This window comes from Arthrobacter sp. 35/47, assembly GCF_000520475.1.
Taxonomy (GTDB): domain Bacteria; phylum Actinomycetota; class Actinomycetes; order Actinomycetales; family Micrococcaceae; genus Arthrobacter_D; species Arthrobacter_D subterraneus.
The window spans coordinates 23804-37840 of sequence record NZ_KI914604.1; the positions used below are offsets into that span (position 1 = coordinate 23804).

12 protein-coding genes are annotated in these 14037 nt (G+C 63.7%); 7 read left to right on the forward strand and 5 right to left on the reverse strand.

All coding sequences use genetic code 11. The features are described 5' to 3' along the window. Window position 1 precedes the first annotated feature (1 nt). Genes X803_RS19530 through pknB form a run of 5 tightly spaced genes read left to right on the forward strand, consistent with a single transcriptional unit; the run spans window position 2 to window position 8096 of the window. Window positions 2-1573, forward strand: a complete 1572-nt coding sequence (locus X803_RS19530) for a PP2C family protein-serine/threonine phosphatase (RefSeq protein WP_051470712.1) — start codon at window positions 2-4, stop codon at window positions 1571-1573. Beyond that, on the forward strand, window positions 1570-2982 hold the full coding sequence (locus tag X803_RS0111645; protein ID WP_026545272.1) for an FtsW/RodA/SpoVE family cell cycle protein: 1413 nt from the start codon (window positions 1570-1572) through the stop codon (window positions 2980-2982). Before X803_RS19530 ends, X803_RS0111645 begins: the two co-directional genes overlap by 4 nt. Then, a complete protein-coding gene (locus tag X803_RS0111650; protein ID WP_026545273.1) occupies window positions 2979-4421 on the forward strand; it encodes a peptidoglycan D,D-transpeptidase FtsI family protein in 1443 nt (480 codons plus the stop codon). The genes X803_RS0111645 and X803_RS0111650 overlap by 4 nt, the downstream gene beginning before the upstream one ends. Further along, window positions 4418-6163, forward strand: a complete 1746-nt coding sequence (locus tag X803_RS19535; protein ID WP_051470713.1) for a protein kinase domain-containing protein — start codon at window positions 4418-4420, stop codon at window positions 6161-6163. The genes X803_RS0111650 and X803_RS19535 overlap by 4 nt, the downstream gene beginning before the upstream one ends. A 22-nt stretch (window positions 6164-6185) precedes the next feature. Then, a complete protein-coding gene (gene pknB / locus X803_RS19540) occupies window positions 6186-8096 on the forward strand; it encodes a Stk1 family PASTA domain-containing Ser/Thr kinase (RefSeq protein ID WP_051470714.1) in 1911 nt (636 codons plus the stop codon). Here the strand turns inward: pknB and X803_RS0111665 are convergent. Beyond that, a complete protein-coding gene (locus X803_RS0111665; protein ID WP_026545274.1) occupies window positions 8085-8738 on the reverse strand; it encodes an anthranilate synthase component II in 654 nt (217 codons plus the stop codon). The genes pknB and X803_RS0111665 overlap by 12 nt on opposite strands. A 160-nt stretch (window positions 8739-8898) precedes the next feature. After that, complete coding sequence (locus tag X803_RS0111675) at window positions 8899-9621, reverse strand: class E sortase (RefSeq protein WP_253907456.1); 723 nt, start codon at window positions 9619-9621, stop codon at window positions 8899-8901. 278 nt (window positions 9622-9899) lie between these two features. Here X803_RS0111675 and X803_RS0111680 point away from each other — a divergent pair, with 278 nt between their 5' ends. Further along, window positions 9900-10145 (forward strand): cell division protein CrgA, encoded by a 246-nt coding sequence (locus tag X803_RS0111680; protein WP_026545277.1) that lies wholly within the window; start codon window positions 9900-9902, stop codon window positions 10143-10145. Between the two features lie 137 nt (window positions 10146-10282). Here X803_RS0111680 and X803_RS0111685 read toward each other — a convergent pair whose 3' ends face one another. Both X803_RS0111685 and X803_RS0111690 read right to left on the reverse strand, forming a co-directional pair. Continuing rightward, a complete protein-coding gene (locus X803_RS0111685; protein WP_026545278.1) occupies window positions 10283-11683 on the reverse strand; it encodes a GntP family permease in 1401 nt (466 codons plus the stop codon). A 30-nt stretch (window positions 11684-11713) separates the two neighbouring features. Further along, on the reverse strand, window positions 11714-12226 hold the full coding sequence (locus tag X803_RS0111690; protein ID WP_026545279.1) for a gluconokinase: 513 nt from the start codon (window positions 12224-12226) through the stop codon (window positions 11714-11716). A 159-nt stretch (window positions 12227-12385) separates the two neighbouring features. On the opposite strand from X803_RS0111690, the gene X803_RS0111695 reads away from it, so the two are divergent. Continuing rightward, window positions 12386-13096, forward strand: a complete 711-nt coding sequence (locus X803_RS0111695) for a FadR/GntR family transcriptional regulator (protein WP_343299625.1) — start codon at window positions 12386-12388, stop codon at window positions 13094-13096. A gap of 176 nt (window positions 13097-13272) precedes the next feature. Here the strand turns inward: X803_RS0111695 and X803_RS19545 are convergent. Then, window positions 13273-14037 (reverse strand): rhomboid family intramembrane serine protease (locus X803_RS19545; RefSeq protein ID WP_035778767.1); only part of this gene is annotated, 765 nt, incomplete at its 5' end.

Genomic DNA, 14037 nt, shown 5'->3' on the forward strand with positions numbered 1-14037 from the left:
CATGGCTCTGGTCTTCCGTTTCGCGGCCCGCTCCGATGTGGGGAAAGTCCGCTCCAAGAATGATGACTCCGCGTATGCGGGCCGTTACCTCGCCGTTGTAGCTGACGGCATGGGCGGGCACGCCGGCGGCAACATCGCCTCCGCATCAACTGTCCTCGATCTTGTCCACCTGGACCGCAAGGATTACGACGGCGACGCCGGCACCCATCTGGCCGACGAAATCCAGACCGCCAACTCGCTCCTCTCGGAGCTTGTCAGCAGCAATCCACAGCTTGCCGGCATGGGAACGACAGTCACTGCGATGCTCCTGAACGGCGAGCAGATCTCCTTTGCGCATATCGGCGATTCCCGGGCGTACCGGCTGAAGGACGGCGTCTTCGAGCAGATCAGCGTTGACCACACTTTCGTGCAACGGCTGATCGAAGAGGGCCGGCTCAAGCCGGAGGAAGCGGAGATTCATCCGCACAAGAACGTGCTGATGCGCGTGCTTGGGGACGTTGATGCCAGTCCTGAGCTTGATCTTTCAACGTTCGACGCCGCACCGGGTGAGCGGTGGCTGCTGTGCTCGGATGGCTTGAACGCTGTGCTGGATGACGCCGCAATAGAGCGGGTTGTCCGCGAAACCGCTGATCTTTCTGCCTGCGTCAATACGCTCGTCGATCTGACCCTGGCCGGCGGTTCACCGGACAACGTCACAATCGTGGTGGTGGACGTTGATACCGCCACACCTGAGGACCTCCGCACCGCCGCTCTGACAGCTCTCCCGCCTGCCCGTCAGGCAGCCGGAGAAAAAGGAGACGGCGCGCCCGCCGGAGATGCGGACGGGGATGCACCAGGAGCTGCGATCAGAGCCGACGTGATTCGCGAAGACCTGTCATCACGACCTCACACCCTGGTTGGATCCGCTGCACTGGCTACCGAAACGGGCCAGATACCGATCGTCACCCAGCGGTCCACTGAACGCCGGGCGGCGATGATGCTCACCCACAAGGCACCCCCTGCTGACACCGCAGAGGACGAGGAAGACGACGAATCCCCCAGGCCGCGCCGGCGCTGGCTGTTCCCCGCCGCGCTCGCGCTGATGGCACTCATTCTCGCGGCTGTCCTGGCGCTAGGGTATGTCTGGACCCAGACGCGGTACTACGTTGCCACCTTCGACAACCGGGTGGCCATCTACAACGGCGTGGCGCAAACCCTGGGGCCAATACCCCTGAGCCATGTGGACCAGACCACCGATATCCCGGTCTCCAGCCTCCCTCAGTTCCAGCGAAACCGCCTGGAAAACACGCTCGCCGCCCGTGACCTCGAACATGCCCAGAACATCGTCCAGGACCTCCGCCGGTCGCTCCGGGCGTTACCCTGCCCGCCGGAAAGCGACCCCAGCCCCTCCGCCAGCCCGTCGCCGAGCATCTCCGCAACCGAGTCCGCTTCGCCCGAGCCTTCAGCCTCACCGTCCGGACGCGCCTCGGCTGAACCCAGCCCGAGCGCGACGGCGGAGCCGAGCGCAAGTGCCTCCGCCAGCGAAAATGCCGAGCCGGGGGAACCCGCCGTATGTGGAGGGATAGTCCAGTGAGCGATGTCTACACCGTGCCCAGACCACGGCGCAATGTGGAGGCCCTCCTGCTGATCGTCGCGCTGACCGTGGCCATCGGTGCCAACTGGCTCGTGGGTCTGGACAAGGAGAATCCCTTTGACTCCGCCTTTTGGCTGCAGGGCGGAACACTCGCCGCCCTTGCGCTGATCTTCCACGTGTTGCTGCGCTTCCGCGCTAAGTATGCCGATCCAGTCATTCTTCCGATCGTGATCGCTCTCAATGGCATCGGGCTCGCCATGATCTACCGCCTTGATCTCGCCCTGCCGGCGAGCTCACAGCCGGTCGCGCCGAGCCAGTTCCTGTGGACCACTGTTGCCATGGCGGCGTCCATCGGCACCCTGCTGGTCATTCGCGACCACCGCATCCTGCGCCGATTCACCTACATATCGCTGATCGTAAGCGCCGTGCTGCTGATGCTTCCGCTCACACCCCTGGGCGTCGAAATTAACGGCGCACGCATCTGGATCAACGTCGGCGTCGGGACATTCCAGCCCGGCGAGGTAGCCAAGATCACGCTCGCCATATTCTTCGCAGGGTATCTTTCCACCAACCGTGATCTCATCCTGCTCGCCGGCAAAAAGCTCGGACCGCTACAGCTGCCCCGCTTCCGGGATCTGGCGCCCATGGTGGCTGCCTGGCTGGTCAGCATCGGCGTCCTGATCTTCCAGCGCGACCTCGGCTCTTCGATCCTGTTCTTCGGCCTGTTCATGGCGATGATTTACGTGGCGACCTCGAGGGTGAGCTGGGTGCTGATCGGACTGGCGATGATCGCAGTGGGCGGCTACGTGGCACTTCAGCTGTTCAGTCACGTTGCCTTGCGCATTGATAGCTGGATCAACGCTTTCGAGCCCGAAGTATTCAACCGAAACCCGGGCGGCAGCGGGCAGGTTGTCCAGGGCCTTTTCGGATTGGCCAACGGTGGCCTTGCGGGCACAGGCCTCGGTCAGGGGAGGCCGGACCTCGTGACGTATGCCAATAGCGACATGATCATCACCGCCCTCGGTGAGGAGCTCGGTCTCATCGGGCTGTTCGCGATAGTCCTTCTCTACATTCTGCTGATCTCGCGCGGTTTCCGCGCGGCTCTGGGAACCCGCGACGGGTTCGGCAAGCTACTCGCCTGCGGCCTGTCATTCACGATTGCCCTGCAGTGCTTTGTGGTGATCGGCGGTGTCACTCGGCTTATCCCGCTCACTGGTCTCACTACGCCTTTTATGTCCGCCGGTGGCTCGTCCCTCCTGGCGAACTGGATCATCGTCGCCCTGCTGCTCCTGATCTCGGAGAATGCCCGGCGGCCGGCTGTCAAGGGTCCCGTCCGGGAAGCGTTCCCGGACGGAAAGCAGAACCGGAATTCCCCGGCAACGGGCACCACCAGGGAGGTCAGCGCATGAACCAGGCCATTCGACGCTCCTGGATCGTGGCGATCAGCATGTTTGCGCTGGTCCTCGGATCGCTCACCTACGTGCAGTTCTTTGAGGCGAGCGCACTGCAGAACAATGACTGGAATACGCGGCAGATCCTGCAGGACTACGGCAAGAACCGCGGCGCCATCCTTGTGGACGGGCGTCCGGTCGCCGAATCGGTGCCGTCGGATGATCAGTTCAATTACCAGCGCGTCTACAACGAACCGGAAATGTACGCCCACCTCACCGGCTTCTTCTCCCTGGTCAACGGTTCGACGCAGCTCGAAAACGTCATGAACGAGGAGCTGTCCGGCAGTAGTGATGATCTTTTCATTGACCAGATGGTGCGGCTTTTCTCAGGCGCCCAGGCACAGGGTGCATCGGTCGAACTGACGATCGATCCCCAGCTTCAGCAGATGGCGTGGGACATGATCCCGGAGGGTCAGACAGGGTCCATAGTGGTGATGGAGCCGGACACCGGAAACGTTCTTGCCATGGCATCGAAGCCCTCCTATGACCCCAACCTGCTGGCGGCGCATGACACCTCAGTGGTGGTGCAGAACATCGAACAGCTCGCCCAGGTGCCCGGCCTGTCCATCTACTTCAATCCGGCCACCCAGTCCCTGGTCGCGCCAGGTTCCGTCTTCAAGCTGGTGGTTGCTGCGGCGGCCCTTGAATCCGGTGAGTTCGACGCCGAATCGACCATCCCCAATCCGCCAGTGCTGGACCTGCCTGGTACGGATGCCGGTCTTCCCAATTTCACGACCGGCGGGTGCGCGGCGCGGGACACAGCCGACCTGGAATTCGCGCTGGAGCAGTCCTGCAACACCCCGTTCGGCCAGATCGCCTGGGACCTCGGGGAACAGGCAGTCCTTGAGCAGGCCCAGGAATTCGGGTTCGGTGAGAACTTCAACATCCCCGTGGACGTAGCGGCCAGCCAGTTTCCCACCCAACTCAGCGAAGCGCAGCTCGCGCAGTCAGCCATCGGCCAGTTCAGTGTTGCGGTCACGCCGCTGCAGATGGCCATGGTGAGCGCGGCGATCGCCAATGATGGAGTGCTGATGAAGCCGAACCTGGTGAAGGCCGTGCGTGCGCCGGATCTCTCCATCATCACTGAACCCGAACCCGAGGTCTTCCGCGAATCCCTCAGCGCCGATAACGCGAACCAGATCACCGAATGGATGGTCAACGTGGTGGAAAACGGCACCGCCCGCAACGCGGCGGTTCCCGGAGTGCAGGTGGCGGGCAAGACCGGAACGGCGGAAGTTCCGGAGCAGGGCGACAACGCCTGGTTCACCGGCTTCGCTCCCGCGGATAACCCCGAAGTAGTGGTTTCCATCGTCATGCAGGACGTCGACATCGCAACGGGTGCCCAATTGACCAGTCCAAACGCTAAGAGACTCATAGAGGCGGTGTTGAATAGGTGAGACCTACTTCAGGTATCACATTAGGCGGCAGGTTCCAGCTCACTGATCGCATCGCCATCGGAGGCATGGGTGAGGTCTGGAAGGCGCGTGACCAGGTGCTCGGGCGCATCGTGGCCATCAAAATACTGAAAGAGGAATACACCGGTGACCCCGGCTTCCTCAATCGGTTCCGCGCCGAGGCTCGTCATACCGCCCTGCTCAATCACGAGGGCATCGCGAACGTCTTCGACTACGGTGAGGAGGGCGGCTCGGCGTATCTGGTGATGGAACTCGTTCCCGGGCAGCCCCTGTCCACGATCATCGAGCGGGAGCAGATCCTTTCCCCGGACCGTGCGCTTTCCATCATCGGGCAGACTGCCACCGCCCTCAGCGTGGCGCACCGTCAGGGACTCGTGCACCGGGACGTCAAGCCGGGGAACCTCTTGATCATGCCCGACGGCCGGGTCAAGATCACAGACTTCGGCATCGCCCGCCTCGCGGACCAGGTGCCACTCACCGCCACCGGTCAGGTGATGGGTACCGCACAGTACCTGGCACCCGAGCAGGCCACCGGACAGACGGCCACGGGCTCCAGTGACATCTACGCCCTCGGTGTGATCGGTTATGAACTGCTCGCCGGCCGCAGGCCGTTCTCCGGGGAGTCCCAGATTGCCATCGCGCTCGCGCAGGTCAACGACGCGCCGCCCGACCTGCCTGAAACCATCCCGCACCCCATCCGCGCACTCATCGCCAGCATGCTCGCGAAAGATCCGGCGGACCGCCCGCCGAACGCTGAAGCCCTTGCAGAGGCTGTCGCGGCCATCCGCCGGAACGATATCCGGGCTGCCGAGGCCGCTGTCCCCGGGATGCTGCTTTTTGCCGACCCCACGGGACCGCTCACCACGCCGGTTCCGGCACCCACCAGTGCCACCCGGGCGGTTCCCGCACCGAGCACGTCTGCCCTGCCCACGGTGGCTGGGGCCGGCGTCGGCGCCGGAGCGGTGGCAGCCTCCCGGGAATGGTCGGAAGAGGACATCGACGAGGACCCTCCCCGCGAAGAGGAGTCCCGTGGACGCAGCCCGTGGCTGATTGCGCTGATCGTCCTGCTCATCCTGGCGGCGCTGGCCCTGGCCGCGTTCCTGCTGGGTCCGCTGCTTGCCGGCGACGACGACGAACCCTCCGCTGCGCCGAGCACTACCTCAGCATCGCCGTCACCATCGGAGAGTGCGAGTCCGACGCCGGAGGAAACCACACCAGAGCCCACCACTGCCGCCCCGACTACTCCGGAGGGCATCGAGATCGATGCCGCCCAGTTCGCGGGCCGTCCCGTTGACCAGGTCACAGCCGAACTGTCGGCTCTGGGCCTCGCCGTGAACCGCGTCCCCGTAAGGTCCAATGAGGCGGAAACCGGAATCGTCCTTGACGTCAACCCCGTCGGTACAGTCCAGCCCGGCTCGACCATCGACGTGACGTTCGTGGAAGGCCCTGAGCTGGTCACCCTTCCCTCGGATCTGGAGGGCAGCACCGAGGAGGAACTGCAGCAGACGCTTCAGGAACTTGGTCTGACCGGCTCCCGCACAGGTACCGAGCCTTCCGATGAGGAAGCGGGAACCGTTCTTTCCGTTGATCCCGCGGAGGGTACCGAGGTGGAGCCGGGGAGCACCGTGGAGTACGTCGTGTCTTCGGGCCCCGAGCCCGATGAAACCGAGGCACCGCCGGCAGTAGGACCGGGCCAGACTCCGCCCGGCCAGGACCAGCCCTGAGAAGCATGTGAGGGGGCAACAGGTGAGCAGCGAGAGAATCCTCAACGGACGCTACGAGATCGGTGAGCTGATCGGCCGTGGCGGCATGGCCGACGTCCACCTTGGCCGCGACATCCGGCTTGGCCGCACCGTGGCGATCAAGGTGCTGCGCCAGGACCTTGCCCGGGATCCGCTGTTCCAGTCCCGTTTTCGCCGGGAAGCCCAGGCTGTGGCTGGGCTGAACCACCCAACCATCGTGTCCGTCTACGACACCGGCGAGGAGGAGATCGAAGGACAGCACCATGACGATGTCCGCGTTCCGTTCATCGTCATGGAATATGTGGCCGGGCGCACCCTTCGGGACCTCCTGAAGGCCGGCGAGCTGACGCATGAGACCTCGGTTGAATACATTGTGGGCGTGCTCTCGGCCCTTGAATACAGCCACCGCGCCGGAATCGTGCACCGGGACATCAAGCCCGCCAACGTCATGATCACTCCCGAGGGGCAGGTCAAGGTGATGGACTTCGGGATCGCACGCGCGATCGCCGACTCCGCAGCCACCATGACCCAGACCCAGGCGGTGATCGGAACTGCCCAATACCTGTCTCCTGAACAGGCACGGGGTGAAACCGTCGATGCGCGCAGCGACCTGTACTCCGCGGGATGCCTGCTGTATGAACTGCTGACCGGCAGACCACCCTTTATTGGGGACAGCCCGGTGTCCGTTGCGTACCAGCACGTCCGGGAAGCGCCCGTCCCGGCGCGGGAACTGAATGACAGCATCCCGGCTGAGATTGAGTCGGTTCTCCATATCGCGCTCGAAAAGGACCGGGCAAGGCGCTTCCAGAGCGCAGCCGACTTCCGGGCTGCCCTGATTGATGCAGGCAAAGGCATCCGGCCCGGCGCTCACGCTCCCACTGAGGCGATTGCCGTGGCGCCGCAGCCGGACGACGACGATGCACCGCAGACCCGCGCTATGGCGAAGGTGCTTGCCGGTGGAAGTATTCCTGCCGGCGCATTGGCGGAGGATCGGGAAACCGGTTCGCTCCCCATCGTGCATGCTGCCCGGAACCGCAATGATGCCGACGACCGGCGGCGTTCCCGGCGGCGCGGCTGGATCTCCGTGCTTCTCGTACTGCTCGCCCTGGTGTTGTCCGCCGGCGGCGTGGCGCTCTTCGGGATCCTCAACGCCCAACCGGAGGAACCCGTCCTCACATCCGTGCCCGCAGTGGACTCCATGACTGAAACCGAGGCAAGCAACGCTCTCACAGCCGTCGGGCTCCGACCACAGGTGGAGCGGACCTTCCACGATGAAGTGGAGGCCGGCGTCGCCATCGGTACTGATCCGGAAGCCGGCAGCGAGGTGGAGCCGGATTCCCTGGTGACCCTGCGGATTTCGGAAGGTCCGGCTAACCGCACTATCCCGGAGGACATCTTCCAGATGACGGAGTCCTCGGCCCGGGACGCGCTGGAGTCCGTCGGCCTGCGCGGTGGGAGCGTGAGCGAAGCTAACAGTGCAACAGTCCCGGTTGGCCGCGTCATCGCCACTGAACCGGCGCTGGGCTCATCCGTTCCTGCGGACTCGGAAGTGAACCTGGTGCTCTCCACCGGTCAAGTGACCGTTCCCCGGCTCATCGGACTGCCGCGTGAGGAGGCCGTGGCCATTCTTGAGGATCCTGCCAGGGCGCTGGTGCCGCGGATAGTGGAGGAGGAGAACGCCGTCGTCGAGCCCGGTCTGGTCACACGGCAGGAACCAGCGCCTGATTCCAATATTGCGCCAGGCAGCGAGGTAGTGGTTTACGTTGCCGCCCCACCGGAAGAGCCGGAACCGACCCCCAGTCCGGAACCGGAGCCAAGCCCCGCCGCGGAAGAAGAGCCCGGCAATGAGGGGCGGGGTCGCGGGCAGGGCAACAGCGGAGTAGTGGGAGACGTTCTGGACGGCCTAGGAGGCTGATTCGTGGTGGATCAGCGGACTCAGCGACGCTGAACGCTCAGCCGCACCCGCAAGGCCCAGGTGCTCCAGCCAGTTGCCCAGCATCCGGTAGCCGCCTTCCGTCAGCACGGACTCCGGGTGGAACTGCACCCCGCACAGCGGCGCCGAACGGTGCTCGAGTCCCATGATTACTCCACTGGCCGTCCGCGCAGTCACCCGCAGTTCGTCAGGCACATCGCCGACAGCCGCGAGCGAATGGTACCGGGTGGCGGTGAGCGGCGAGTTCAGGCCCTCGAAAACGTTCGTGGAGTCGTGTTCCACCAGGGAGGTCTTTCCGTGCATGAGTTCCGGTGCGTGGGTCACTGATCCGCCGTACGCTTCCGCCAGCGCCTGGTGTCCGAGACATACGCCGAGCATCGGTTTCGCGTGCTCGCCGCACCACCGGATCAGGTCGATACAGACACCGGCCTCCGCGGGCGCGCCTGGACCGGGGGAGATGAGGACTCCGTCGCGTGCCTCGGCGAGGGCCACCGCCTCCTCAAGCGTGACGTCGTCGTTCCGGACAACGGTGGTTTCCGCCCCGAGCTCCTGCAGGTAGCCGACGAGGGTATAGACGAAGCTGTCGTAGTTATCCACAACAAGGATGCGGGTGGGATTACTCATGCTGAGGCGCCAATCGTTGAATCTGTCAGGGGACTGAATTGTGAGAGCCATGGGAATACCCAGGTCACCAGGACTGCAAGCGCGGCCGCGATGAGCAGGATCGCCCAGATGATCCGTAGCCAGAGGGGCCCCGGGAGGGATCGAAAGATCAAGGCGTACATCAGGCAGCTCCTTCCGCTATGCCGCCGACCTGTGCGGCAATTTCTTCCGGCGGCCCTGCCGCGAGCGGCCGGAACGACTCCATGACGGCGTAGGCGATGATTCTCTCCTGCGCACCGAACCGCGGGTTGCAGCTTGTCAGGGTAAGGATCCGTTCCTGGGGCCCTGCGCCGGGTTGGGTGGGGACGGGCGCGAGGACATCGACCCGGTCAGGCAGCACGATCTGCGTGTTGCGGTAGACGTAGGTGTAGAAGCCGTCCTGGGTCTGCACGTGGATGCGGTCGCCCGGAACCAGAGTGTGAATGTTGTCGAGGACGGCCCCGTTGGTCTGCCGGTGGCCGGCCAATGCAAAGTTGCCCACCGCACCCGGCATGCCGGTCTCCGGGTAATGCCCGAGCCCCAGGTTGTCGAGGACCGCTGTGGTGACACCGCCCGTCACCGGACGGGTGTAGTTTTCGCCGAAGCGGGGGATATAGAGGACAGCAAAGGTTTCGCCGGTTGCCCGCGGTCCCAGTACCGGAACCTCGTCCGGTGCGGACGGCGGGGGGTTTTCTGCCGCCTCCTGGGGTGCCGGTACTTCACCCAGATCCGCGAAGAACTCTTCCACAGCCTGATCCTGTTTCGCGTTGGATTCCACATTGGTCCACCACAGCTGCCAGGCGACAAACAGCAGGAGAATCACCCCTGCAGTGATGAGTAGCTCACCGACAATCTGGGCCGCCATCTGCAGGAAACCACGACGGCGGCGGGGGGCAGGCTGCCGTCTGGAACGGTCACGGCGGGCCACCGCGATGCCGCCGCCAACGTTGCTCAAACCTTCTCCCTGCCTACGGATATGCTGCCGGGCGTGACGTCCCCGGTTCATTAGCTAGAATGGACAGCTAGAACCGTGCGCCGATGATGATAGTGCCTGATTAGGATAACTGGTGTTGTCGCCGCTTTCCGAGCCTGTATGACCGTAAACACAGCGGCTGGAAGATCAGCCACCGTCTAGGAGGATCCGTGCCCGAGTCGAAGTCCCGCAAGAAGCCGGTGGAGTCGAGGACGCGCGCCGCTTCGGAACCGAAGCCCAACCCGGTCTGGTACAAGCCCGTGATGTTCGGGCTGATGGTTCTCGGACTCCTCTGGATCCTTGTTTACTACATCTCCGAGGGACGCTTCCCCATCCCGGACATCGCTTCGTGGAATATCCTGATCGGCTTTGGAATCGCGATTGTCGGGTTCCTGATGACTACCCGCTGGCGTTAGCCCAGCCGGGCCCAGGTTTAACCGGAACAAGGTTCAACCGGAAACAAGGTTCAGCCGGACCCTGGTCCCACCGGATATGACAGGAGACGCCCCCCAACGGGGGCGTCTCCTGCCGTCTTTGCCGAAGTCCGCTGTGTTCAGCCGAGCGATGCGAGTCCAAAGACGGCTGCAGCGATGCCGAAACCCATGACGCCAATAGCGGTTTCCATGACGGTCCAGGTCTTGAGCGTGGTCTTCACATCCATGTCGAAGAACCTGCCCACCAGCCAGAATCCCGAGTCATTGACGTGGCTGACCACAACTGACCCTGCGGCGACCGCTATGACCAGCGCGGCGAGCTGAAGACCGCTGTAGTCGGCCGATGCGATGGCCGGGCTGATCAGGCCCGCCGCCGTGGTGAGGGCAACAGTGGCCGAACCCTGGGCAATGCGCAGGATCGCGGCAATGAGGAATCCCGCAACGATGACTGGAATGCCTAGGTTGCCGAGCGCGCTTTCCAGGGCCGCGCCGATCCCAGAAGTCCGCAGGACACCGCCGAACATGCCACCGGCACCGGTAATGAGGATGACCGAGCAGACCGGGCCGAGGGAGGATTCGAGGACCTTTTCGAGCGCTGTCTTTTCGACTCCGCGGCGCCGACCCAGTACGTAGGCCGCAACCAGCAGCGCAATGAGCAGGGCAACCGGAGTTTCACCGATGGTCCGCAGGACCTGGAACCAGACCTGGTCCGCCGTTCCCTCCGGAAGTGCCCCTCCCACGTTCAGCGCATTGAGACCGGTGTTGAGGAAAATGAGGATCAGCGGAAGCAGCAGGATTGCGACGACGGTGCCGAAGGAGGGCGGGTTGCTCTCGTGCTCTTCATCTGCCTGACCGAGAAGCGCCGGTACCGGAAGGACAAAGCGCTTGCCCATCCACAACCCATAGAGATAGCAGGTGATGTACCAGGTGGGGATGGCGGTGATGAGCCCCACGAGGACAACGAGACCTACGTTGGCGCCGAAGAATTCGGATGCGGCCACTGGCCCGGGATGGGGCGGAACGAAGATGTGCATGACCGAGAACGCGCCGGCTGCGGGCAGCCCGTAAATGAGGACGCCGCCGCCGAGACGCCGAGCCACGGAGAACACCACGGGCAACATGACAACCAGTCCGGCGTCGAAGAAGATGGGGAATCCGAAGATCAGCGAGGCCACACCGAGCGCAAGCGGGGCCCTCTTTTCACCGAACTTTCCAATCAGGAAATCCGCGAGCACTTTGGCGCCGCCGCTAGTCTCAACCAGTCTTCCGAGCATCGCGCCCAGGCCCACGAGCAGCGCGACCGATGCAAGTGTTGATCCGAAGCCGCTTGTCAGCGCGGGAACCACCTGGTTGGCCGGGATGCCGGTTGCAAAGGCGGTGAGGAGGCTGACAAGAATGAGCGCCACGAAGGCGTGAACGCGCAGCTTGATGATGAGGACGAGCAGTACCGCGATGGCGGCGGCTGCGATAAGGAGTAGCGGCCCAGCCCCGAGCGCCTGGGTCCAACCTTCGATGACCATGATTTACTTCTCCGTTGCGTTGTGTGGATTTCAGGCGTTCAGCCCGAGTTCGGCCATGATGCGGTCAAGGACCGCGGCGGGCGGGCGGACATTCTCGACAGTGAGCCCGCGTTCGTCTTCCTGAAGGGGTTCGAGGGTGCTGACCTGTGAGGGGAGCAGCGACTCCGGCATGAAGTGGCCGGTCCGTGTTTTCATACGGGAACGGATGAGTTCGACGTCGCCCAGCAGGTGAACAAAGCGCACATCGCCGTCGGCTGCGGCCAGCACATCGCGGTATGCCTTTTTCAGGGCTGAGCAGGTCACAATTGTTGATTCTCCGTGAGCGCTTTTTTCGCTGATCCAGCCTGCAATGGACTCCAGCCAGGGCTTGCGGTCCTCGTCGGTCAGGGGGATTCCCTGGGTCATCCGCTCAATGTTCGCGGGGGAATGGAACTCGTCAGCTTCCGCATAGGTCCACCCCAGCCGATCTGAAAGAGCCGTGGCGATCGTGGTCTTGCCCGATCCCGACACACCCATGATGACGAGATGCATTGGTGATTCCATCGTGTCTCCTCGACTCCGTTGTCGCTCGCGCCGGTGTGACGCATCGCTCGTACTCGACGATAAAGGTAGCACCTTTGGTCCGTGAAAGATACCACCTTTGAAATGCAGCCATCCCGGCCTATCCTGATCTCACCACCCCCACCGTCGGAAAGGTCTCCTGTGGCGCAGCCCCTGCAAGACCCTGCTCCGGCAGCTGCAGTGATGTACAGCAGCATCATCGAAGAGCTCGGGCGCAGTATTGTCGGTGGCGAACTTGGCCCCGGGGAACGTCTCACTATTGAGGAACTCCAGAACCGTTTCGGTGTCTCGCGCACAGTCATCCGGGATTGCATGCGGATTCTGGAGTCCATGAATCTTGTGTTCAGCAAACGCCGAGTGGGAATCGTGGTCCAGTCACCGGATCACTGGAACGTGTATGACGCACGGATCATCCGATGGCGGCTTGAAGGGACCTCCCGCGCGCGGCAGTTCAGGAGCCTCACGGAACTGCGCTGCGCCGTGGAGCCACTTGCCGCTGCCGGCGCCGCCCGCCATGCCACCGAAGAGCAGCGCGCCGCCGCGCTCCGGCTCGCCGGTCAACTGCGCGCGCTCGGTGAAGCGGGCCGCCTGGAAGAGTTCCTGGCCGTGGATATCGAGTTCCACGCGCTGTTGTTGAGCGCCAGCGGGAACGAAATGTTCTCCGCACTCGACGACGTCGTCACGGAGGTCCTGCGGGGCCGGACCAATCAGGGCCTCATGCCGCGGACTCCCCGCGAACACGCCCTCGCCAGCCATGAAGCTGTCGCGGCGGCCATTGCGCGCGCCGATCCACATTCTGCCGAGGCGGCGATGCGCGACCTGCTCGCCGAGGTGCGCGAGGCGATTACCTGACCGTCCACCCATCGGATCTCGTTCATGCACACGTTGTGCACCGAGTTATCCACAGGTGTGCGTAACTCTAGGTGGGACGAATGCGATTTCCGCAGAAATTGGGCATCCAGCTTATCCACAGCTGTGGAATTACATGTGTGTAAGTTTTCCCCGTTGTTGATAAACCCTGTGGATAACTATCCGGGAAGTGTCACCAGGGTGGCGCCGATGAATGCCAGCACGCCGAGGAGGAGCGCCAGGCCGCCCAGAGCGGACCACTGGATCAGTGAACGCTTCGGGCCGCGCGGTGTGTACGCGATGATGGCAGCCGCAGCACTTCCGGCCAGGAGCCCGCCGAGGTGCGCCTGCCAGGAGATTCCGGCAACCACGAATCCCAATACCGTGTTGATGGCGATCAGCACTACCAGTTGCCGGACGTCTCCGCCCCGCCGCCGCTGCACGATCAGCATGGCGCCGAAGAGCCCGAACACGGCACCGGATGCTCCAACAACGCCCTGGAGGGGGTTGGTCAGGAGTAGGACGGCGACTGACCCGCCAAAGGCGGCGATCAGGTACAGAGCAAGGAACCTTCCCCTGCCCAGGAGAGGTTCAAGGGCCTGCCCGATGATCCACAGTGCGTACATGTTGAAACCGATGTGGAGGAGGAAGCCCGTCGAGTGGAGGAAAGCGGCGGTAATCATGCGCCACGGTTCCGGAGCAATGAACTGCGAGGTGTAGATTCCTGCATAGGCCAGGGCGTCGGTGACCCCGGGGATCGCCATCTGGGCAAGGAAGAGCGCCACGCAGGCGCCGATGAGCGTGAACGTCACCAGAGGCTTGCCCTGCCGGACGGTCCCGCCGAAGATGGTTCGGGTGGCGGGAGCGTTCCGCTGGGCTTCCCGCACACAGTCCACGCACTGGATCCCGACGGCGGCCGGACGCTGGCATTCAGGGCAGGCGGG